Origin of the sequence: Paenibacillus hebaui (assembly GCF_051934385.1) — a bacterium.
Taxonomy (GTDB): Bacteria; Bacillota; Bacilli; order Paenibacillales; family Paenibacillaceae; genus Paenibacillus.
Map to the genome: position 1 here is coordinate 899,396 of NZ_CP196836.1, position 23,150 is coordinate 922,545.

Annotated in this window: 17 protein-coding genes and 1 pseudogene; 13 read left to right on the forward strand and 5 right to left on the reverse strand. The window is 45.5% G+C overall.

Annotated features, from left to right (window positions below; genetic code table 11):
* The first annotated feature begins 15 nt into the window (after positions 1-15).
* The gene (locus tag ACR32F_RS03995; RefSeq protein ID WP_440116371.1) at positions 16-1,032 is read left to right on the forward strand and encodes a phosphotransferase enzyme family protein; all 1,017 of its coding nucleotides are present in this window, start codon (positions 16-18) and stop codon (positions 1,030-1,032) included.
* Positions 1,033-1,141: 109 nt separating this feature from the next.
* On the opposite strand, the gene ACR32F_RS04000 is transcribed toward ACR32F_RS03995, so the two are convergent.
* Both ACR32F_RS04000 and ACR32F_RS04005 read right to left on the reverse strand, forming a co-directional pair.
* Positions 1,142-2,134, reverse strand: a complete 993-nt coding sequence (locus ACR32F_RS04000; protein WP_440116373.1) for a DUF4003 family protein — start codon at positions 2,132-2,134, stop codon at positions 1,142-1,144.
* A gap of 151 nt (positions 2,135-2,285) precedes the next feature.
* Positions 2,286-2,651 (reverse strand): DUF6713 family protein, encoded by a 366-nt coding sequence (locus tag ACR32F_RS04005; RefSeq protein ID WP_440116375.1) that lies wholly within the window; start codon positions 2,649-2,651, stop codon positions 2,286-2,288.
* Positions 2,652-2,818: 167 nt separating this feature from the next.
* Between ACR32F_RS04005 and ACR32F_RS04010 the strand changes: the two genes are divergently transcribed.
* Genes ACR32F_RS04010 through ACR32F_RS04020 form a run of 3 tightly spaced genes read left to right on the forward strand, consistent with a single transcriptional unit; the run spans position 2,819 to position 6,870 of the window.
* Positions 2,819-4,792, forward strand: coding sequence for a serine hydrolase domain-containing protein (locus tag ACR32F_RS04010; RefSeq protein ID WP_440116377.1), 1,974 nt, complete (start codon positions 2,819-2,821; stop codon positions 4,790-4,792).
* A 54-nt stretch (positions 4,793-4,846) separates the two neighbouring features.
* Positions 4,847-5,521 carry a response regulator transcription factor gene (locus ACR32F_RS04015; RefSeq protein ID WP_440116379.1) on the forward strand — a complete coding sequence of 225 codons (675 nt, stop codon included), beginning with the start codon at positions 4,847-4,849 and terminating at the stop codon, positions 5,519-5,521.
* A complete protein-coding gene (locus tag ACR32F_RS04020; protein ID WP_440116381.1) occupies positions 5,518-6,870 on the forward strand; it encodes a sensor histidine kinase in 1,353 nt (450 codons plus the stop codon). The genes ACR32F_RS04015 and ACR32F_RS04020 overlap by 4 nt, the downstream gene beginning before the upstream one ends.
* 61 nt (positions 6,871-6,931) lie before the next feature.
* On the opposite strand, the gene ACR32F_RS04025 is transcribed toward ACR32F_RS04020, so the two are convergent.
* Positions 6,932-8,629 (reverse strand): helix-turn-helix domain-containing protein, encoded by a 1,698-nt coding sequence (locus tag ACR32F_RS04025; protein WP_440116383.1) that lies wholly within the window; start codon positions 8,627-8,629, stop codon positions 6,932-6,934.
* 232 nt (positions 8,630-8,861) lie between these two features.
* Here ACR32F_RS04025 and ACR32F_RS04030 point away from each other — a divergent pair, with 232 nt between their 5' ends.
* From ACR32F_RS04030 to ACR32F_RS04045, 4 genes and pseudogenes are all read left to right on the forward strand, one after another.
* Entirely contained in the window at positions 8,862-9,854 is a 993-nt protein-coding gene (locus ACR32F_RS04030) for an ABC transporter substrate-binding protein (RefSeq protein WP_440116385.1), read from the forward strand.
* Positions 9,855-10,141: 287 nt separating this feature from the next.
* Positions 10,142-11,246 (forward strand): annotated as a pseudogene (locus ACR32F_RS04035) (amino acid permease).
* Positions 11,247-11,789: 543 nt separating this feature from the next.
* Complete coding sequence (locus ACR32F_RS04040; protein WP_440116387.1) at positions 11,790-12,692, forward strand: SDR family oxidoreductase; 903 nt, start codon at positions 11,790-11,792, stop codon at positions 12,690-12,692.
* Between the two features lie 268 nt (positions 12,693-12,960).
* The gene (locus ACR32F_RS04045; protein ID WP_440116389.1) at positions 12,961-13,956 is read left to right on the forward strand and encodes a hypothetical protein; all 996 of its coding nucleotides are present in this window, start codon (positions 12,961-12,963) and stop codon (positions 13,954-13,956) included.
* Between the two features lie 75 nt (positions 13,957-14,031).
* Here the strand turns inward: ACR32F_RS04045 and ACR32F_RS04050 are convergent, their stop codons facing one another.
* Entirely contained in the window at positions 14,032-16,518 is a 2,487-nt protein-coding gene (locus ACR32F_RS04050) for a transglutaminase domain-containing protein (RefSeq protein ID WP_440116391.1), read from the reverse strand.
* Between the two features lie 304 nt (positions 16,519-16,822).
* Here ACR32F_RS04050 and ACR32F_RS04055 point away from each other — a divergent pair, with 304 nt between their 5' ends.
* Together ACR32F_RS04055 and ACR32F_RS04060 are read left to right on the forward strand one after the other, a co-directional pair.
* A complete protein-coding gene (locus tag ACR32F_RS04055) occupies positions 16,823-17,242 on the forward strand; it encodes an ester cyclase (RefSeq protein WP_440116393.1) in 420 nt (139 codons plus the stop codon).
* A gap of 129 nt (positions 17,243-17,371) precedes the next feature.
* Positions 17,372-19,750, forward strand: a complete 2,379-nt coding sequence (locus ACR32F_RS04060; RefSeq protein ID WP_440116395.1) for a GH36-type glycosyl hydrolase domain-containing protein — start codon at positions 17,372-17,374, stop codon at positions 19,748-19,750.
* A 110-nt stretch (positions 19,751-19,860) separates the two neighbouring features.
* Here ACR32F_RS04060 and ACR32F_RS04065 read toward each other — a convergent pair whose 3' ends face one another.
* On the reverse strand, positions 19,861-20,628 hold the full coding sequence (locus ACR32F_RS04065) for a GNAT family N-acetyltransferase (RefSeq protein WP_440116397.1): 768 nt from the start codon (positions 20,626-20,628) through the stop codon (positions 19,861-19,863).
* A gap of 342 nt (positions 20,629-20,970) precedes the next feature.
* On the opposite strand from ACR32F_RS04065, the gene ACR32F_RS04070 reads away from it, so the two are divergent.
* From ACR32F_RS04070 to ACR32F_RS04080, 3 genes are all read left to right on the forward strand, one after another.
* Positions 20,971-21,633 carry a M48 family metallopeptidase gene (locus ACR32F_RS04070; RefSeq protein WP_440116399.1) on the forward strand — a complete coding sequence of 221 codons (663 nt, stop codon included), beginning with the start codon at positions 20,971-20,973 and terminating at the stop codon, positions 21,631-21,633.
* Between the two features lie 72 nt (positions 21,634-21,705).
* A complete protein-coding gene (locus ACR32F_RS04075) occupies positions 21,706-22,083 on the forward strand; it encodes an iron chaperone (RefSeq protein ID WP_440116401.1) in 378 nt (125 codons plus the stop codon).
* 46 nt (positions 22,084-22,129) lie between these two features.
* A complete protein-coding gene (locus tag ACR32F_RS04080; RefSeq protein ID WP_440116403.1) occupies positions 22,130-22,672 on the forward strand; it encodes an isochorismatase family protein in 543 nt (180 codons plus the stop codon).
* The last annotated feature ends 478 nt before the right edge of the window (positions 22,673-23,150 follow it).

Consider the following 23,150-nt stretch of genomic DNA (forward strand, 5'->3'; position numbering starts at 1 on the left):
TGATGGAGACAATTCATGGTTCAATCCAACGAGAGGGGCATTATGATGTTCAATCAACCGACCGCTTTACGTTCAGTGCTCAATCCAGCGTATTTGGAGTGGGTACTGAGCGAGCAGTATGACATCGGAACATGGGAAGAATGTTTGTTTTGGCTGCGAGGATTAAATGATACCTACCGGGTGCGCACGTCCAACGGTTTGTATATTTTGCGTGTCTATCGCACTGAAATTACGGAAGAAGATGTTCGTTATGAGCTGGCCTTATTGTCGGCATTGAAAGGTACTCTGAGTTCAACTGTACATACTGATATTGGAGAGTACATCGAGAAAAAGAATCATTCCGGATATACGATGCTGGATTCGGCAGAAGGCAAACGGGTGGCCGTGATGTTTCGCTACATCGATGGGACGGAGAATAACCTTGAAGATGAGGAGTCATGTTACGCTTTTGGTCAATCTGCCGCTGAATTACATAAGGCCATGGATCAGGTTGCTACGGAGCTGCCCAGATATGAGCTGGATACGAAGTTTCTGGTCGACGAGCCGCTGGAGCGAATCTTGAATTATGTCGGGAAAAGCAGTGAAGCAGCACTATTTCTGAATGCGTTTACACAAACGTTGAAAGAACGAATTGCTGCCTTATCCAGTCAAGGCCTGGACGTTGGACTGTGCCATGGCGATATGCATGGGAACAATAACGCTTTTCAGCAGGGGAAACAGTTTATCCATTACGACTTCGAGTGGGCGGCCCCCGGCTGGCGTGCCTATGATCTGGCTCAGGTGAAGGCTCGAAAGAGACAATCCGACGAGCGAAAAGCAGCATTGTGGGATGCGCTCATGGCGGGTTATCGTTCCGTTCGAAGCTTCTCCAAGCAGGATGAAGAGGCCGTTGATCTTTTCATCATCGCTCGCCGATTTTGGGTGATGGGTCTGGATGTTGCGTTTATTGAAAGTGATACGGGCGCACTAGATTATGGCTCCGACTGGTTAGGCAGCTTCATAGAGGAGTTCCGTGATACAGGATTGGTGTAGTGGTGATGCCAACAGCAACTTGTAGCCGTTATTGATTTCATAAGAAGAAGGCCTTCTGGATCATCTCAGAGGGCCTCTTATTTGTTCCTGATGAACCACTTCATGAGCTCTAACTCGATGATGAGGATGATGCGGCCGCAGCGGATGCGGCGGCGGTAGCTGCCATGGCGGCCTGTTGGGCAATAATAATGTTCGTGATACTAGTTGAGATGGTTGTGGTCAGAACACCGTTGCGCAGATCCTCTACATGTTGTATGGCTACCAGAGCAGACGAGAAAAGGAGCACTTCCTGCTTGTTGATTGACCAGGCACCGAAGCCCTTCTGGGTACGCAACCAGTCATACGTTTCCGCGACCTGATCCACTAACGTATCTCTTTCAGTGGGTAAGAGGGAAAGGATACCTAGAGAGGATAGGGTGTACGTTTTGTCCATTCGCAGATCCCTTTTACGGAACGCTTCATTCAAAGCCAATACACGAGAAGTAGACTCCAGTGTATCATCTCCAAGGACCAGAACCTGTGTTAAAGCCTGCACACTATTTCTTGAGGCGAACTCAGGTTTTAATTCGCTATATAGCTGTTCCATACGTGCCGCACCGGAATTCACATCGAGATCGGAGAGGGCAAGCATCGCGGAAAAAATGTAGTCGTCCTGCCCAGTGAGGAAGCGGTGTTCAGCCTTCATGCAGTCATAAAATGATTTAGCGCGTTCCACTGACTGCTGGAATTGGACAGGTTCCACCTGAGAAGCGATCTGATACGCTGCAACGACCAGATAATCGGAGGTGCGGAATTTGAACTGTTTCATCAGATCATAGACGAGAAGGGTGTTCGCTAACTTTGTTTCCTGATCTGTTGTAAGCGAGAGCATAGTGGCTATGTTAATAGCCGAATTCCCCCTGAATGCCGAGAAAAGACTCGTATTTTGCTTCATCAGCTCATGACATTGACGGATGGCATCGCCATCCGCTATTTTATTCTCCGCTGCGTAGAGCAGAGCGGCCAGACGATGCATCATTGCATGCTGCCACTTAAACGACTTTTTGATGATCTGGGTGTTGGAAACGAATAATTCGACCCGTGCTGCATGTGGCTGTTGCATAGGCAAACCTCCCTACTCATTATTATTTTGCAGAATCCTATTTCAAGATCAGATGACCTTCCCGTTTCAACAATGACTTGGATATGAGAACGAAATAGAAACTCCGAAAATCAGGCTGTTTCCAGGAAGCGCTATCGATTATTCCCCTTTATTACATCATTAGACATACCAGATGTATGGCTGCGATGATCCCCATGGGATAAATAAATGATCTGGAGTATGTATTCTTAAATCCATTACGAGGGTGCCTTTCGAAAAATAGGTGCAGTACTGCATGAATGATAAAAAATATATCCAGTACCCAGAACGTTATCATCTGATATGAGCTAAAAAGCAGTGTGAGTATGACGGTGTACAGTGGTAAGTGAACAAATGTGAAGCATTTGTAGGCTTTTTCATCTTCCATATCTTTTAGCACGATAAACAATTTCCACTCGGATCGTCTAATGGCATCCATTTCGTGAAGCAGGAATAAAGACAGGTTAAACAAAAATAAGACTAACAACAAGTCAGGCATGTCTTTTCTCCTTTTCCAATGCAATCTTTCCCTATCTTACTAAACCCAATCCTATTTAGCAAAATATGACGAAAAGGTTCACGCTCCGTTCATACGTTCTTGATATGCTCTCGAAAGAAAGCGTAAGGAATAGGTATTAAAAATATGCGGAGTGGTGGAGGTTGGTCATGTCATCGTCGATAAGGAATATTTTTGGGAAAGTGATGTTACTGGTGTTGTTAGGCATTACATTAGGGACAACGGGGTTAGGGACTATGGCGCCCGTATCGGCAGCGGTATCCAATCTGGAGTTAAATTCGGGTCAATTGGAGCAAGGAGCCGCAGCGAATCTGGATGATTCCGATCAGTTAACGGCGTTCATTGATGGGATTATGGATGTGCAGATGGGTTCTTTACAAATTCCGGGCGCAGTCATTTCGATTGTGAAGGATGGAAAGATTCTGCTCTCCAAAGGGTACGGACATTCGAACATCGAAGAAAATAAACCTGTTGATCCCAAAACCAGCTTATTTCGAATTGCTTCGACAACAAAGCTGTTTACATGGACCGCCGTGATGCAATTGGTTGAGGCGGGCAAGCTTGATCTTGATACAGACATCAACACCTATCTGAAAACGGTGAAAATACCGAAAACCTATGTGGAACCGATTACGTTGCGCCATCTCATGACCCATACCGCAGGCTTCGAGGAAGGCGGTGTAGGTTATCAGATCACTACCGATCCGGGGAACCTTCCCGTCTCTATTGCTGAAACGATGGCGAAACATATGCCTGCACGGGTTAAGCCACCAGGCGAGATGCTGTCGTATTCCAATTATGGCGCCTCACTCGCGGGGCTTATCGTCGAAGAAGTCAGCGGTATTGCCTACAATGACTATATACAGAAAAATATATTTGATCCGCTGGGCATGAATTATGCTACGGTAGAAGAGCCTGTTCCAGCCTCTTTAGAGCCTTATGCCGTCCTTGGATACGCTCGAGCCAATGGTGAATTTGTAACCAAGCGGCCAACGTTTGAGGGAGGATTCCGTCCTGCGGGATCAGGAAGCGTCTCGGCGAACGATATGGCTCATTTCATGATTGCCCATCTTCAAGACGGGCGATATGAAGATAAACAAATGCTCAAGCCGGAAACAGCCAAGCTCATGCATTCTCCGGCATTCCAGTTTGATGAACGTTTACCCGCCATGGATCTGGGCTTTTACGAGTTGAATATGAATGGACTGCGTGTGATCTCTCATGGAGGGGCCGATGAGCTGTTTAATACAGCGCTTTATCTTGTACCGGACAAAAAAGTGGGCATCTTTGTTTCCTATAGTGGAGGGGAAGGTGGAACGGCAGCAGAAGGGTTGGCGCAAGCCTTTTTTGACCGATACTATCCTGTACATGCAACTGAGCAGCCTAATGAAGCTTCTATCGAATTAGGGGAGTCTCTGGAAAAATATGCTGGCTCTTATCAATTTACACGCCGTAATCACACGAAGATCGATAAGTTTTTCAGTTTTCTGACTCAAATCAATGTTGAGGTTTCGGATAACCGGTTGTTTATTGGAAGTGGTGCAGATCGGCAAGTATATACTCCGATAGGCGTGAATTTATTCCAGGAGGTCGGAGGGACACATCAGATGGGGTTCCGCACCAATGCAGAGGGCAAGGTCACGTATCTATTTCTGGATATGTTAAACCCAATGCCGCTGGAACCTGCACCGTTAATGAACCAATCGAAGTTTTGGCTCCTCTTGCTCGGCGTTTCGGTCGTTCTGTTCATCACCGTATTGCCTGGATATGTTTATCGCAGACGCGAAACCAGAGCGATGCCAAAAGCACAGAAATGGGCAGTCCGGCTGTCGGCTATTACGTCAATATGGGGATTATTAACCCTGGGCGCAACGCTTATGGTGTTGAACATGAATCTGATTGATCGGCTTAGCCATATTCCACTATCTTTACGTCTCTATCTGTTTATGCCGATTATCCTTGTGGGGTTGACTGCGACCATACTCATCATGGGCGTCCTGGCATGGAAAAACCAATATTGGACGTTACTGAAGCGTGTGCACTATACGTTTGTAATGGTAGCAGCAGTGATCTTGAGTTTATTTTTCTATCATTGGAACCTGCTGGGATGGCATTTTGGTTGAAGACCTCCTCCCAGGTGGAAGAAACAAGATAGATATCGGAGGCATGCATTTGATATGACCAAAATCCTAGTTGTGGATGACGATGTGCATATTCGTGAGCTGATTACCTTGTTTTTGCGTAATGAAGGATTCGAGATTGTGGTAGCTAAGGACGGTGCGGAAGCACTGGAGATCGTGGGGAAATCCCCAATCGATCTGGTTATCCTTGATATTATGATGCCGCGATTGGATGGTTGGGAATTATGCAAGGAGATCCGGCGTATGGATCTGAATATGCCCCTTCTGATGGTTACGGTGAAAGGGGAATCGGCTCAGAAAGTGAAGGGATTTCAGCTGGGAACAGATGATTATTTGACAAAGCCCTTCGATCCGTTGGAACTTGTGATGAGAGTAAAAGCATTGCTGAAACGTTACCTGATTGTCTCTTCCCAGACCATTCAATTGGGAGGCATTATGCTGAATCGACGCAGCTTTCAAGTGGTTCGTGGAGATGAAACAATCAATTTGCCTTTAAAAGAGTTCGAATTGCTGTTCATGCTGGCAAACCAGCCTGGGCAGATATTTACCCGGGAACAGTTAATCATCAAGATCTGGGGAAGTGACTACGAAGGGGATGACCGGACGGTTGATGTTCACATTAAGCGACTAAGGGAAAAATTCGCTGGCGATGCACACCATTTTCAGATTGAAACGGCTCGCAGTCTGGGCTACCGGTTAGTCATCACATGATCAAAACCTTATATGTTCGTATTATATGCACGTTTCTGGTCGTCATTGTTTTCAGCTTGCTGACCTCTTTCTTCATGGGGATCTTCCTTTTCAAAAAAGAAGTAAACCATATCGGTCAGAATGACATGATTTCTGTAGGGGAGGAACTGATCCGTCTTTATGAGCAGACGCAACCGGAGGACAGGGATGCGTTCATCAAAAGTATGGTGAAAGTTTCCACCTATCCCATTCATCTATATGATGTTTCGGGTAACGTAACTTTTTATGACCTAGACCATACAGAGACCGTTGAAATCGCACCAGAAGCGGTTCAAATGGTGTTGCAGGGCCAGATTTATCGTTCGCCCGGAGAGGTGGAGCAGACGTTCATAGGTCTTCCTTTTCCATATAAAGGGGAACCACAAGCCATGTTTATGCAGTATTCTCCGCAGAACGAAAATATCATTAATCGGATGATCTTGCTGGTGTTATTGCTCGCACTGTTGATCGGAAGTCTTTGTATTCTGATTGCAGCAAGGTATTTGGTCAAACCGATCCAGGTGTTGACGCGGGCAACCAAACGGCTGGCGAAGGGTGATTTCAATGTGGAAATCCAAACCAAACGTGTGGACGAAATGGGAGCTTTGACGCAAAGTTTTAATGAAATGGCGAGTGAGCTTAAACAGTTGGAACAGATGAGACAGGATTTTGTTTCGAATGTATCTCACGAGATTCAAACGCCGCTGACCTCTATTTCCGGTTTTGCCATGGCGATGAAAAACAGCAGCCTTGTCGCTGAGGCTGATCGTAACTATTACCTCGATATCATTATTACGGAGAGTGGAAGACTATCCAGACTTAGTGATAATCTGCTGGAGCTTGCGTCTCTGGATTCCGATCATCATCCGTTTGATCCAATGACGTATAACCTCGATGAGCAAATCAGGCAAGTGGTGGTGACTTGCGAGCCTCAATGGTCAGCCAAGGGCATTCCAATTCATCTGGAATTGACAGAACCGATTCAAGTTACAGCGGATCGGGATCAGCTTAATCAGGTTTGGATGAATCTGCTGGGGAACAGCATCAAGTTTACACCAGCAGGCGGGAATATTCATATACGGACAAACCAGTCAGCAAATGGAATTCTCTTTACAATAACAGATACGGGCATTGGAATAGCGCCGGAGCAGCTTGATTATGTGTTTGATCGGTTTTATAAAACAGACCTGTCACGAAACCGCAGCATCAGTGGTAATGGTCTGGGCCTGGCCATCGTCAAAAAAATCGTGATGCTCCATCACGGAACCGTCGAAATGAGAAGTCAGGTGGGTGAAGGGACGACGGTGATAGTTCATTTGCCTTCAGGATGATTACAAAAACCAAATTCAGGGCTGCCAAAGATATTTTTTGGTAGCTCTTTTTTATGAATCTTTAGATTCGTTTATAATCACGAGTTATCGTCGTAGGATTGCGCAACAAATCTGGCAAAGCATACAGAACCTGCATACGTTCTAATGCACCTTCCATATTCCATTGCTGGCTTAACTGATACACTTTCTTCGTACAGATAGAAGGCAGTTTGCAACATGAAGTACATTGCAATAAGCTCATCTCGCGCTCATATGAGACATGGTCATGGATGCCATCGTCTGTGGTTGAAGAAATAATAAAAATGCGATTACCTACATAACGCTCCAGATCTTTTTCCTCAATTTCAATAAAAGCTTCGCCTTGTTCTATTAATGCTGCGACTGCAGATGGAGGTCTGAATCCATTGGCATGGTACAGTGTGTTTGTGAGACCTTGAGAGGCCATGACATAGAGTTTGCCGTCATTACCGTCGACAAGAACTGTGGCACTTTCGCCGGGTACGAATGCATCTTTGCACACATTCCACATGTATTCGGCCATAGCGTCATAGCGGATCAGCCAAAGTTCCGCTTCTTTTTCTTTGCCGAAAATGTGGCCCAAGGTCCGCAAGCGGCTATCCAATGTTTGCTCACGATCCAACACAATGGTTGGAGCAATGGTATTCATCTCATCCAGAGAGATGCCGTAGTAGTTGGCGACGAGAATAAGGTCGGGCTGCAGTTTACGAATCTCCTCAGGCTGGGGTGGAAAGCTGATTTTGGTTGTGTTTTTCAATGGGGCGGTATCGATGAATTGGCCTGATAGACACCTGGGACTGCCGACTGGAAACAAATTCAGGACGATTAAGTCACTTACGGTATTGCGATCCAGATATACAATACGTGATTTTTCCTTGGGGAGTTCCAACAGCCTACCTGTAGAGTCACGGAAAAGAATGTCCCTGTCGCTTTGCTTATACATCGCTGCATACTCTCGTGGGGGTAATCCGGTCTTTTGCCGAAACCGTCTGACAAAGTAATAATGATCATTGAATCCAACCTGATGGGCAATGGACTCAATGGTTTCTTCTGTCTGTAAAAGCAATTCCTTGGCCCGATTCAAACGAATCTCGGTTAAGTACTCAATCGGGGTTTTGTCTGTCAGTGAGCGGAACAGCTCATTGTATTGCCATAAGGAGACCCCGGATAAATCGGATAGCTCCTGCACTTTAATTTTCTCGGCGTAGTGTTCCTGCAAATAGATAAGAGTGCGTTTAACGGCATCTCTGGCATTTTCCAAAGATGGAGCTTTCGTATTCTGTTCAGAAAGAGACAGCATCAACATATGGAACATAGGTTGATAGGCATTGCTTTCTGCTTTGTTGATATAGGGGCGTTGACGAATCATATCTTGAATAATGGTGTGCACGCTGGAATAGGAACGATCGGATCGCAATGTACTTCCATCAAAGGCAGGACTTGTGTCGAACCAGACGGCCGCATCCTGAACTTTGATTACATGATAAGAAAACATATAGACGGCGAACGGCTCATGATCCTGCCTGGTTAGTACAATGTTGACTCCAGGTCGAATATAAAGACATTGTTCTTCGCTGGCAGTAAGGGTCTCTCCCCCCAGATCGAACCTGAAGTTTCCCGAAACGACAATGAGGAGACGGTGCTCTTGCGAAGGCATGATGCTGACGGGTTCCTCCATAAAATCAATCTCGCTAAGCGAGTAGATTTCATGTTCCTGATCTGTATGTAATAGAAGCTTCATGCCATAATCCCCTTACTAATTGATAATTATTCTCATGAAATAGCATAGTGTAAATACTGTCTTTTTTCAACCAATCGATAGGGGAGATAGAACATAACTTGGTGTTACTCCTGCTAAGTATTGTCTGAAAAGCCCTAGAATTGTCCATTGATGCGCCTATGCTGGATCGTTACTATAGGTAGAAGGTAGTGATAATGATTATCATTAAAACAGAGTGGATGGGGAGAATGTCATGTATAGTGTTAAACGATGGGGATGGTCTATTGGTGCGGTTCTGGTGCTGAGTATCGGCCTGAGTGCCTGTAGTAGCAATGAAGGTGCGTCGGTAAATGAGGGAACAACGCAACAGACAGCTGTCAAAGAAACTGAAGCTGCCGCCGAGAAACCGAAAACCAAAGAGTACGTGGATTATCTGGGACGTAAGGTAGAGATTCCTACGAATCCGCAAAGGATCGTTTATTATGATAACAAAACCTTTGGAGATATGCTGGTACTTGGAGCAGATGCGATTGGTCAGGATGGGCGGTTATTATCAGACACCATATACGAAGATCAGGTGAAGGACATTGAAGATCTTGGTGCGCCGCTGAACCTGGAGAAGCTGGTGGAGCTTCAGCCTGATCTGATCATCACAGGGCTTCATGCTCAAGGGGATGAATTGGACCAGATTGCTAAAGTGGCGCCAACCGTTGGTGTAGACGTGGATGCTCCGCTGGAGGAACGTTTGTCTGTGCTTGGTCTTCTAGTGAACAAGGAGAAAGAGGCTCAGCAATGGTTGGCTGATTATGAGGCCCAATCGGAGCAGGCGTGGAATGAGTTCAAAAAGAGTGCGAACATCGGTCCAGATGAGACGGCCACGGTATTTCTAAACGTAAACCGCAGTCTGTATGTGATGACAACAGGACTTGCTGGTGATCTATATTCACCCCATGGATTCAAGATTCCGGATGAGGTGAAGAAAGTGACCATTGATGAGAATTTGCCGTGGGCTCAGATATCACTCGAGAATCTTCCGTCGTTTGCGGGGGATCACGTATTTCTGATCGCTGCCGGAGCAGGACAAGATTCAGCGGAGAATGACGAGTTGATGAAGTCAGCCATATGGATGGATCTGCCCGCAGTGAAGAATGGTCATGTGTATGTAGTAGAGCAAAAGTGGAATAAACGCGATGCCTATACGATGCGTGAATTGTTGAATGAGCTGCCTGCCATTATGAAGAAGTAATAGTTAGGAATAAGTAGTAGCGTTGAGAGAGCCTCCTGTTGAAGGGGGTTCTTTTTGTTCCATCGTTCTACTCCTGCACAATTAGACCTCACTTCATCTAACTGCCATATTCATTAAGCGGTTATCCTATACCTATATGTGTAGTGAATCCGTTTCCTCACATTCCTTGTTGTATTTCTGCGGCACATCTCGTAGAATTTGGTGAAGCAATTCTGCAATGCGTTAATGTGAATGTGAAACTTAAAGATTACATCAGGAAGCTGTACACAAGAAAAGGGGAGAATCGTTTGGAATCAAAGCAACTATCTAGAGGGCTAAAGCCCCGCCATGTAGAGCTGATTGCACTCGGAGGTACGGATTGGCGTTGGATTGTTCATGGGATCGGCGAGTACGATTAAATGGGCAGGTCCTTCGGTGCTGTTGGCCTATTTGCTGGCCGGAATCATTATCTTTTTTGTCATGCGTATTATGGGGAAAATGTTGATTCAGGAGCCTGTCACCGGTTCCTTCGCCACATTTGCTCACAAATATATTAGTCCGCTTGCCGGGTTCCTGACGGCCATTGTTGCGATGATCATAATCGGAACCGGACTCATCTTCTTCGGCTGGGGGAATGGAGGATAACCAATTGGACTGTCAAATCTGTTTAGCCATGGCGGCTTCTTCCCCGGAGGGATCAAAGGTTTCCTCTTTGCACTATGTATTGTAACGGCAGCGTATCAGGGCGTTGAAATGGTCGGTATTACGGCAGGCGAAGCGGAGAATCCGAAGCATACGTTGCGTAAAGCGATCAAAAATATCGTGTGGCGTATTCTGATCTTTTACGTGGGAGCGATCTTTGTCATTGTGACATTGTACCCTTGGAATGAAGTGGGCGAGACGGGAAGCCCGTTTGTACTGACGTTTGCCAAAGTCGGCATCGTGGCTGCTGCGGGGATTATCAACTTTGTTGTACTGACGGCTGCGATGTCGGGATGTAACAGCAGGATCTATAGTGCTGGACGTATGCTTTACACGCTTGCGGAGAATGGACAGGCACCAGCCTTTTTCAAAAAGCTGTCCCAAGGTGGAGTTCCCCGCAACAGTATCGTGATCACCATTTCCTTGCTGCTGGTTGGGGTGGTATTGAACTACCTGATGCCGGACTCCAAACTGTTCCTGTACATCTACAGCGCAAGTGTTCTTCCGGGGATGGTCCCATGGTTCGCGCTAGCTTTGAGCCAGTTCAGGTTCAGAAAGCGTTGGGGCCATGAGATGGGAGATCATAACTTTAAGTCCAAATGGTTCCCGATCAGTAACTACATCATCATTGTATATCTGGCGCTTGTCATTATCGGTATGGCGTTCAACCCGGATACACGCTTAGGTGCTACGTTTATGGCAATCGTTTGATTGGATACGTGCATTCCTTGAATACATCGGACAACCTTCGGGAGATCCAGTGTCGTTCAGGGGATGCTTTTTTTATTTTCTCAGAATTTACGCTTGAATCTCCTGTTACTGGAGGTTTTAAGATAGGAGAGAGAAGAGCTGCTGTACGATATCATTCAAATTCATTTTGCGGCAGTAAGTGGATATTTTTTCTAGACAAGTTGTTATGGAAATCTGGCGAGCTCAGTTTAAATTCCACCCATCTCGGTTACAAAGGAAAGAGTGCAACTTTTATGAAAACAACTTCGATAAATAAAATTTAAAATTTACACAGTCTATATAAATTAAACTAAACATTTACACGAGAACGGAGAGGACAGAAATAACCTGAAAAAGCGGAGCGTTCGCCTTTATCCCTGGATTTTCCCCTTATAAAAAGCAGTTAAAAAAATCTGGGGATAACAGCGATTGGAAGGTTGTTCTGTCATCGTAGTGGCAAGTGTAAATATTCTTTAGTTCAATTTATATAGATAAATCGTGTAAATAACCAAGGAGGAATTGAACATGGCTAATCAAGACCAGCACACCATGCAAGATCCGACGACACAATATCCCAAGGCGACACCGGAGTGGAAACAGCAACAGGACGAGCCGGGGCTCCAACGTGAGATGACACCTGTTCCTGACGCGGGTGAGAAAAGCTATAAGGGCAGCGGACGTCTGACCGGACGCAAAGCAGTCGTAACCGGAGCAGACAGTGGAATCGGCCGGGCGGCAGCCATTGCGTTTGCCCGTGAAGGTGCAGATGTTGTTCTGGCTTATCTACCGGAAGAGGAAGCAGATGCTCAGGAAGTGGTTAAGCTGATCGAGGAAGCGGGGCGTAAAGCCATCACCATCCCAGGTGACCTGAAGGATGAGAAGTACTGCGAGGAACTCATTGAGTCTGCGGTAAAACAACTTGGCGGGATCGACATTCTGGCTAATGTGGCGGGCAAACAGCAGTTTGTCGAGCAGATCGCGGACCTGACCACCGAGCAATTCGATGCAACGTTCAAAACAAATGTCTATTCCATGTTCTGGCTCTGCAAAGCAGCTGTGAAACACATGAAACCGGGCAGCTCCATTATCAACACGTCTTCTATTCAGGCGTACAAGCCTTCGCCGATTCTGCTGGATTATGCCACAACTAAGGCTGCCATTAACACGTTCAGCAAAGCGCTGGCACAACAAGTCGGCAGTAAAGGCATCCGTGTTAATGTCGTTGCACCAGGCCCAGTATGGACCCCCCTTCAGGTTGTGGGTGGGCAGCCAGTGGAGAAGCTCGCTGATTTTGGCTCCAACACACCGCTTGGTCGTGCGGGACAACCTGCTGAGATGGCTCCTGCGTTTGTGTTCCTGGCGAGCCAGGAATCCAGTTATGTAAGCGGTGAAACACTGAACGCCAACGGCGGTACGGTGAGTCCATAATGCCCTGTGATTCTTCCTAGAAATATCGGTAGACAAAGAGGATACTGCCTCCAGATGATGGTGCAGTGTCCTCTTTTTTGTCGTAATACTCCTAGGGTGAAAATAAATATTTTAAAATCAAAAAATGAAAGCGTTCTTATTTTAAATGAAATCACTACATGGTAATATATTCAAGAATAAGCTCCCAGCTCTGAGAGTATGTTGCTTAAGGCTATTATTCTTATTCAGATGACCAAGCTATGCCTAGTATAGAAGGAGGAATTCTGGAATGACGAAGAAGGTACTAAAACTAGGTGAACCTGTCATAAGCACGTACACATCATATGGGACTTTAACTTCAATAATGAACGAAGATTTGTGGCCATGGATTTTCAATAACTTCATACAGGTCAGGTACGCACATGCATGGGGGATTTTTTCGTTTGATTCACATCAGTTTCTTCTTAGTACCTGTCCCGGCATTGCTTATCACAGCCTGCCCCAGGATATGGTGATAAAAAAATGGGGGAAATCGCTGCGGGATGTAATCACTGAATCAATAGACATGGGGTATTATTTATTCATCTATGCAGACCGCTACTATATTGCCAGTACAGACTTTTATCAAAGAGGACATCTCATGCATGAATTACTCGTGTATGGCTATGATCTGGAGCATAATTTGATATACATTGCTGACAATCTGGAGGATGGCAAGTTCATACAATCATCATGTTCGCTGGATGAGCTTGAGGAAGGTTACTGGACCATGTCGAGTGAGTACGACTTCTGGACGGAAATTCGATTTCTCAAGCCAAACCAGAATTTGAATTATGCGATTCACGTGGAGCAGATCATTTCGGGAATGGAGAATTATCTTAACTCGAGTGAAACGTTTGATCTGGTACGAGACCAAAAGTACGATTTTGGAATGCAGGCGATTAAACGAGTTTTCACTGACATTGAGAACGCAGCCCATGCCGGAGAAACGTTGGATATACGTGTTTTTCATCTCCTGTACGAGCATAAGATGATTATGGAATTGCGGTTGGCCTATTTAATGGAGAAAGGGCTCATTGATTCGGATGTGTCCTTTATGGAATGCAGCACCGACTTGAAACAGAACTACCTTACATTAAGAAATATTGCCCTGAAATACAACATCACTCGTGATGTACGTACACTTGGAAAAATAAGTGAGAAGTTGAAAGGGAATCTCACGAAAGAGAAAGAATTTATTACTTCTTTTATTGCCAGATTAAAAAAGGTCAAGGCTCTGGTCTGATACCATCATAGATGGAAACATAAGAGTCCCCTTTGGCTGTTACCAGCGCAGAAGGGGACTTGTGATAGGGTTGAATTAGGGCTTCAAAATGGCATAACTGCCCAGCGTTGATAATTGTGCTGTTTCCAGAAGAGCCTCATCCACTGCCGTGATTGCTTCACCTGCGGCCTTCATAAGATCATCTGAGTTCACAGGAGAAGCAAAGCGGAGAACGATCATTTTTTCTCCATTTTTCAGCTCAGCTTCGGTTTTAGTTTTATACTCCGTCAGCGAAGCGACTTCGAGATCATTTTGAACATAATAGTCATTAGCATCGCTCTCGCCTTTGAACAGATCAAGCTCGGAGTCGAGCCAATAATCCTTGTCCGCGACTGTCTTCTGACTTGCAGCCGTTTCATCGTTAGCATTGTACAGGAAATAAGGAATGCCGGAGTTGGTCAGGTTATTGGTGGCATCCACGTGTAACCACTCATTCCCGATTTTGACCTTGTTCCACGCATGAGGAACACCGCTGGATGCACCTGTTACGACGATGCTTTCCAATCCGGACAGATCGGAAAGCAGTTTGTAGACGGAAGCATAACTGGCACATACGCCGACACCTTTGACCAGAATTCCGTATGTGGTAAATGAGTCATTGAACTGCGGATCGACCGTTTTGAAATTATTCTGCTCCGCACTATCCAGGGCAGCATCATCATACTTGGCGTTATCGTTCAGATAATCGTAGATGGCTTTTCGTTTCTCGTCCTCGTTCATACCATCCTTGATGATCGAAGCAACAACCTCATTTGCTTTGGCAATAATCTCGTTCTGCTTTTTCTGAATGCCATCTGCCGATTCATTGTAATGGATCGAAAGGGTAAGTGTGCCATAATTGTATTCAAAACCTTCCACACCCAGAATCAATGGATTCTGATACATCACTTTCAGGACTGCATCCGAGAGTGTCGTGAAATTTTGGGCCTCGGGAAAAGCCTTTAACGAGATTTTGCCTTGTGCAGCAATCATGTTTTTGGCTAAAACCTCTTCCAATGCGGAATCCGCATTGATCAGTTCATCGCCTGTCACTGGCTCAGGAACCGTTTCCTGATTACCTTGCTCCACATTCTGCTGTGTATTGGATTTCTGCTCATCTACCAGGTTGTCTTCTTCAGCTTCAGGAGCTGGAGCAGGTGCTTCACTCGAAGTTTCATTGGAAGCCTCATCGGAAGCCTCGGTGGATACAGAGTCAGTTTTATCTTCTGAAGTTGCAGAATCGGTTGTGGACTCCGTGGATGGAGCTTCCACCGCCGGTGCTTCTGCTTCTGTTTCCGTTGCAGGCTCAGGCGCATCATGATTGTTGATGATGGTTGGCACATCAGGTGCAGGGACGTAAGGTGTGTCATTCTTCGGCTCTACGAGTCCGTTGCTGGAATCGGCTACGGTTTGCTGAGCAAGTTTGTCCAAATCTGCTTGAGTCACATTCTCTACGCGCACGTAGCTTTTCAGAGCTGTTCCTTTAATATGAAAAGGAATATTCGTTTCATTGAACTCTGAAATCTCTACGCTTTTGGTATCATAGACAATGGTTTCACGGGCTAGAGAGCCGTCATTGTACTCAACTGTTGTTTCCTGAGGAAGTACATCTATATTCTTTAATTTCTCCCTATACAATTGTTCTTTCAGAGATGTTGGTAACTGGGAAGCAAGCGGAGCTGTAGGGACACCTCTGCTAAAATTGGATTCTTTGCCTCCACCGATTGCAGTGACGTAATATTCTCCTCGTATACCATGGTTCTGATGAGTAGTTATCATTTCATTATAAGTGCCGAGCCCACCCTTTCCGTCTCTCAAAAAATCATTGAAAGACGTCTCTGTCGTTACCGCAATATCTAGAGGCAGACTATTACTGAAAGCGTCCTCTGCGCCAGTTAGAGGTACATTTGTATCAAAGTTGGTTAGGTCGGAACGTTTATAAATTTTATATTCAGTGGCACCTTCAACCTTGTCCCAGACCAATTTGAACCGTCTATCTTTGTCAATTTCGTATCTTAGGTTGGGTACAGGTAACTCTGACTTCACTGTAAATGGAATAATGATGGGTTGATCAAGCAGTGTTAGCTTCTCAGCATCCGGATCGTAATTCAGGCGAATGTAATAGATTGGGGCACCACCCCAAGAACTTTGATCCTTGTTCATCATGGAATCTGAACTTAAAACGCCCCATCCAAGAGGCTTAATGGAAACGTTGTTTCCATTGGTATCACGAAGGGCATATACATCGCTTGCTTTGAGTGCTTTAATATCGGTATGTACACTAATAATGTCACTAGCTGACAGGTTATTTTTACGTAAATCTGCTTTAAACTTGAACGTAAATTCTTCATCCTGAGCTACGTTGTACATCGGCATGATCGATTTATCCGATTCAGAGCCGTATTTCTGCTTCAAACTTAAAATGGTAGAACCTTCTACTACTTCTGTAGGATTATTCTCGGACGGACTGCTTTCCTGTTCATTACTCTGGCATCCAGCCAGTAACAGGGTGAGCGCAAACATAATGAAAAATAGACGTTTCATGATACACCGCTTTCTTGTTTTTCTAAGTTGCTCTAATGGCTACGTTTCTACACACCGAAAGATTATCAGATATGGTTAAAACCCATACTCGAACCTCTTAACGGCCAAACCTCCTATTAATTTCCTGATATCCTTTGCTAGTTTATGGTCATATTGACTCATTGTCAAGGTGAGAGGATAGGGTTTAAGTCCTGTAGAACAATAGAACAGTTGTAATACCGTAGCATGGGTTCCATGTTAAAATACAAGAGTTACTACATATTTATATATATAAGTGGATAATTTGAATAGACTGGGGTGGCGTATGAGAGCAGAACAGATTGTCAGAACCTTTTTTGAAGAGGTACGATCAGGTAGGAATCCTGATTATGCAAGCAGCGTGATGGCAGAACAAGTACTGGCCCATCAAGTGATATCTGAAGAAGAGGTCACGGTGACCCGAACACCTTCCGATTATGCGGATCATGTGCGAGAGATGATTGAAGCTTACGGGGAGTTTTCACTCGAAATCCAGGATTTGCTGACGCAAGGCGATAAAGTCTATGTGCGCTGGAGACAAACGGGTACCCATGTTGGCGAAGTGGACGGATACAGCCCAACCAACCTCCCGGTGATTGAAATTGCCAGTGCGGTATACCGAGTGGAAAACGAACGAATTGCAGAGTATTGGATACAGATCGACAGGTTTGGCATCGAAAAACAATTGGAACGTAATCGGAGCTGAGTTTCTCAGCTCTTTTTTAGTTTTCAGTTCTTTGTAAGCGTTCCCGTGTTATAATGAATCAAGTTGTATACAAGTTACCTAAAACGTTTTCTGTCTTTTGACTCCATAATCTGAAAGTGAGGTTCAGTGATGATTAAAGCAACGGAAGATAATCAATATGTTGAACTGACAAGCCCGACAAGCTTACCGAAGGCATCCGGATTCCTTTGGAATGAAAAGATGATGATTCATGTGAATTGCCGGGGATACGCTGTGGCTCAATTTATGCAGCCCGAACCTGCCAAATATTCGTATGCGCCCAACCTGGAAGCGAAGACATTTATGCAACCGGAGCAGCCATACTATGCCCACCATCCGGGACGTTTTATCTACATTAAAGATGAAGTAAGTGGCGAAATCTTCTCCTCCCCGTATGAACCGGTTCGCAAGCAGGCCGATCGTTATACGTTCGCTGTAGGTAAACACGATATTCATTGGAAAGTGGTCCAGGACGACATTTGCATCGAGATGTCCCTGTGTTTGCCAAAGGAAGATGTAATGGAGCTGTGGCGTGTGAAGGTGACCAATCTGTCTTCGAGAAAACGCAAGCTTAGTATCTATCCTTATTATACGGTCGGCTATATGTCCTGGATGAACCAATCCGGTTCATATGTGGAAGATTTGCAGGGCATTGTCTGTTCGGCGATTACGCCGTATCAGAAATATCAGGATTATAGCAAAATCAAAACCTACAGTGACAAAACCTACTTGCTTGCAGATCACAAACCGACCGCGTGGGAAGTGAATCATGAGAATTTTGAAGGCGAAGGCGGACTTCATAATCCTTCCGCCCTTCAGTTGGAGACACTGGCTGGTGGAGATGCGCGCTATGAGACACCTGTGGCTGCATTGCAGTACAGAGTAGAGCTGGAAGCTGGAACCGACCAAGAATACCGATTTATCTTTGGCCCAGCTCATGATGAGACAGAGATTGAGGGCATCCGTCAGCATTATTTTGTGAAGCAGAATGAGGATGGACAGGATGGTTTCATCGCATCCGAGCAGGAATATGCTGATTATATTGCGGAAGGGCAAGGAAACATCCAGATTGAGACACCGGACAACTGGCTGAACAACGTGGTGAATCACTGGCTGCCTCGCCAAATGTACTATCATGGCAAAACCAATCGTCTGACAACCGATCCGCAGACACGGAATTATTTGCAAGACAACATGGGCATGAGTTACATTCAGCCGCAGATTGCGCGAGCTGCATTCTTGACCGCTTTGTCTCAGCAGCATATAAGCGGCGCCATGCCAGACGGTATTATTTTGCACCCGGACGCAGAATTGAAATATATCAACCAGGTTCCTCATACCGATCATTGTATCTGGCTTCCGGTTTGTTTGAAGACCTATTTAGATGAAACGAATGACTATAGCATCCTGGAGGAACAGGTTCCTTTTACAGATAGTGAACAGAAGGTTTCCGTACTGGAACATATGAATCTCGCGATGCGCTGGCTGATTCATGATCGGGATGAGCGTGGACTGAACTATATTAACCAGGGTGACTGGTGTGATCCGATGAACATGGTCGGTTACAAAGGCAAAGGCGTGTCAGGTTGGCTGACGATTGCGACGGCTTATGCGTTCAAGGTGTGGGCGGATATTTGTGAACAGGCAGGGCATGCCGAGGTTGTAGAGGAATTCCGTCAGGAAGCCAATCAGACCAATGCGGTAGCGAATGAGTATTTGTGGGATGGTAACTGGTATGCGCGCGGAATTACGGATGATAATGTAGTGTTTGGAGTTAGCAAGGATCAGGAGGGGCGCATCTTTATCAATCCTCAGGGCTGGGCGCTGATGAGTGGTGCCGCTGATCAGGAGAAGCAGGAGAAGTTAATTCGTGCGGTAGAGGAGCAATTGGAGACGCCATATGGTGTCGAGAAGCTCGCGCCGTCTTTCACAGCGATGCGGGAAGATGTAGGCCGTGTCACACAGAAGCATCCGGGAAGTGCAGAGAATGGAGCAGTGTACAATCACGCGGCGGCTTTCTATATCTATGCGTTGTATCTGGTGGGTGAGAAGGAGAATGCCTATCGTCTGCTGCGTAAAATGATTCCGGGGCCCGATGCTGAGGATATTCTCCAGCGGGGTCAATTGCCAATATTTATTCCGAATTACTATCGGGGAGCATATCGGCAATTCCCGCGTACAGCCGGGCGCTCCAGTCATCTGTTTAACACCGGCACGGTGCCTTGGGTGTATCGTTGTCTGATCGACGGATTGTTTGGCTTGCAGGGTCACGCACAAGGGCTTCAGGTTCGTCCGCAGTTGCCAGAAGATTGGAACGAGGCATCGGTTACGCGCTTGTTCCGCGGGGCTGAGCTGAACGTGAACATGAAGAAGGATGCATCTGTCCAGACGATTGAAGTGTACGTTGATGGTCAACGGATTGAAGGTGATATCATCAAGAATATACAAGCCGGCGTGAAATATGAGGTGCTGGTGAAGCTGCCTTTGTAGAAAAGCGTACGGAGTAACTGCTGAACCGTGTACAGAGTTTTTAACAATCACGAAGTAAATTAAAAACTGCCTTTCCTTTATAGGAGGGGGCAGTTTTTGGTTTCGCTTGATCAGGAATCTCTCCATTCTTTGACTCTGTACCAATAGCTATAGATCTCCGAATAACCCAGCTTGGCATAAAGCTTTAACGCAGGTGCATTATTGGCTACAACCTGTAGAAAACTAGACGTAGCGCCCTGTTTTTTTGCCCAATGCAACAAATGAAGGATCATCTGTTCAGCAAGTCCCCTGTTGCGGAAGTCTGCGTCTGTAATGATGTCATACAATCCAATATAGCCACGTTCAATTACACCGAACCCACAAGCGACGACTTGCCCGTCGATCAACAGCGAGATGAAACCTACCTTTGTGCGGATGTTGTTCAACATTAGTTCCGTCGTTTCCGGTTGCAGATCATTCATCTGATTCAGTCGGCAAAAGTGATCCAGCCACGTTGTGGTCAACTGTTCGTCAATCTGTACAGCTTGGTGCACAGGCTCTTTGATATCATCCAGACTCCGAGTCTGGATACGAGTCAGATCTACAAGGGTATACCCTTTGTCCTGCAAAAGCAGGTCGAGATGATCTGGCTGAATAAACGGCGTAATCTTAAATATGGTATTTAACCGATTGGAAGCATAGATTCGCTCACATTCCTCAATTTTTTCATGCACATCCAGAGTTGAGTAGTGTATCGGTTGAATGGAGTTGGCGCGTTTGGTATATCCTTCGGCAAAACGTAGTACCCAGCCGTCATATAATAAGGTGGATAAGGGTTGCCAGTGGTTGAGCGATAATTCTTCAATGGTTTTGTGGTCTGTATCCGTTGTATGCGTCATATCTATCCTCCAATTTCACAATTTAATAATAATACAAATAAATGCATGAAAATACAACAAAAACAGTTATGTCGCTGAACAGTATGCATTAAAGCCGGAGATGGTATACAATTTGATTTGGTTGAATGAATTTATATATCTTTTACACATTAACGGAGAGGACAGAAATAACCTGAAGAAGCGAAGCTCAAAGCTTTCTGAAAGAAAGCTGCTTCGGAAGCAAAGCATATGCCTTGCCTTTATCCACGGATTTTTCCTTTTAAAAAAGGAATCAAAAAAATCTGGGGATAACAGCGATAAGAAGGTTGTTCTGTCATCGGAGTGCCAGAAGCGGAGCGCATTATGTTAACGATCGAGATGCAAGGCCATAGTATTCAATGTCATATTCAATACAGCAAACGTAAGAAGGTTTCCATCACGATGGATTTGCCTTACATGGTCACGATTAAAGCACCGAATGGTACCAGTGAAGACATGATCCGGCAACTTGCCTTGCAGCATGGAGATGTGATTTTGAAGAAATCCGCTCTGATGCAACGGGCGTTGGATGGCCCTCAAGCCAAAGAATACGAAGATGAGGGCAAGGGGAAGTTCCTGCTTTTTGGCAAGGAGCACGCACTGCATGAATTAATTCCTGTAGAGGGGAGTTCGGAAGAGGAGCTGCGAGCGAATCTGAAGAAGTTTTATTTTGCCGAATGTAAAAGGGTGATTGGTGAGCGCATCGGTCGATATCAGCAGGAGTTGAAAGTGAAGCCGAAGTCTGTAGACGTTGTAGAATCTCCCACCAAGTGGGGCAGTTGCAGTTGGGACAAAAAGCTTACGTTCAATTATCGCCTAGCCATGGCGCCATTGGAAGTGATTGATTATGTCATCATTCATGAATTGTGCCATATTCACCACATGAATCATGATCGTTCCTTCTGGCGGCGGATTGGCAGTATAATGCCGGATTACAAAACGAAAGAAGATTATCTGATGCGAAATGGTCGGGCCATGACACTGTAAATTTAGGCTGGCTTTAGCAAATATACCCGTACCACGAATGGGTGCAAGCCCCCGTGGTGGAAGGAGTCCAAGATGGCTGAGAGTAACCATTATTCTGTGCTGGTAGATGAATATATCTCGGAGTTTGCACCCGATGTACAGGTGAGATTGCAGGCGTTAAGACAGATTATTCGCGAGGCGGCTCCGAATGCCGAGGAGAAGATCAGTTACAAGATGCCCACGTATGTGCAGCATGGGAATTTGGTTCATTTTGCCGCATACCAGCATCATATTGGGTTTTACCCTGCACCCAGTGGAATTCTAGCGTTCAAGGAGGAACTTTCCATGTATAAAGGAGCGAAGGGATCAGTCCAGTTTCCACTGGATCAGCCACTGCCTGAGGATCTTATCCGCCGGATCGTGGAGTTTCGGGTGCAGGAAAACATGGAAAAAGCTCGGGAGAAGAAGTAGGGAATGGTGGATAAACACCTGTTAGCCTACTGAAGGGGAAGTGCAGATGAACAAAGCACTAATCGTGTTGGATGTGCAGTATGGGATTACATCATTGAAGGATTTCACAGCCCAGTTGGGTAAGATTGAAGCGGTTATCGCTGATTTTGAGCAGCAACATGAGCCAGTCATTTACATGAAACATGTGGATTTCGATCAGGAGGGTTCTTCACTGTTCTATAAGAATGCTGCGAATCTGGAGATTGTGGTGGATACCGGCCGGTATCCCGTTATGGAGAAAAGCAAACCAAGTGCCTTCAGCAATCCCGAGCTGAAAACGTGGCTGCATGAGCATCAGGTAGAACATGTATTCATCGTTGGATTCAACACGGAATATTGCTGTCTGTTTACGGCAATTACTGCGGAACACGAAGGGTTTAAGGTAACCCTGATTGAGGACGCAACAGGTTCCGTGAACACAGCGGAGACGTATGAGATGCCGGGTCTGGACATTCAGGATTTTGTCGGTTCGATTCTGAATTGGTCCAATTGTATTGAAGTTTTATATGTGGATGAGTATAAGGAAATGTATCGTATCTATATAAGTTGAACTAAAGATTATTTACACTGACACTACGATGACAGAATAACCTTCCAATCGCTGTTATCCCCGGATTTTCCCTTTTCTCAAGGGAAAATCCGGGGATAAAGGCGAACGCTTCGCTTTTTCAGGTTTTTTCTATCCTCTCCGTTAACGTGTAAATGATTAGTTCAACTTACATAGCATGGTTTACATGTGAAGCCAGAGATTTAAGTATGGTATAATAAGAGCAGATTAGACGTAAAATGCAAAGAGAGCCGTGCTGGTAACACGACTCCTCTGAGCAATAGCCGCTTTTAAGGGCGGTGGGTTTCAGTAACTGAGCACGATGAAATAGACCGCATACCTTTGCTACGGGGGCGGTCTATTTGTGTGTATTGGACAGAATAGCAACGATTAACTCGTTGAGTTGTGGTTGTATTAATAATAACTTCGGAGTTAATATCGTCAAGAGTTATTATATGTGATATAAAATAAATATTGAGGG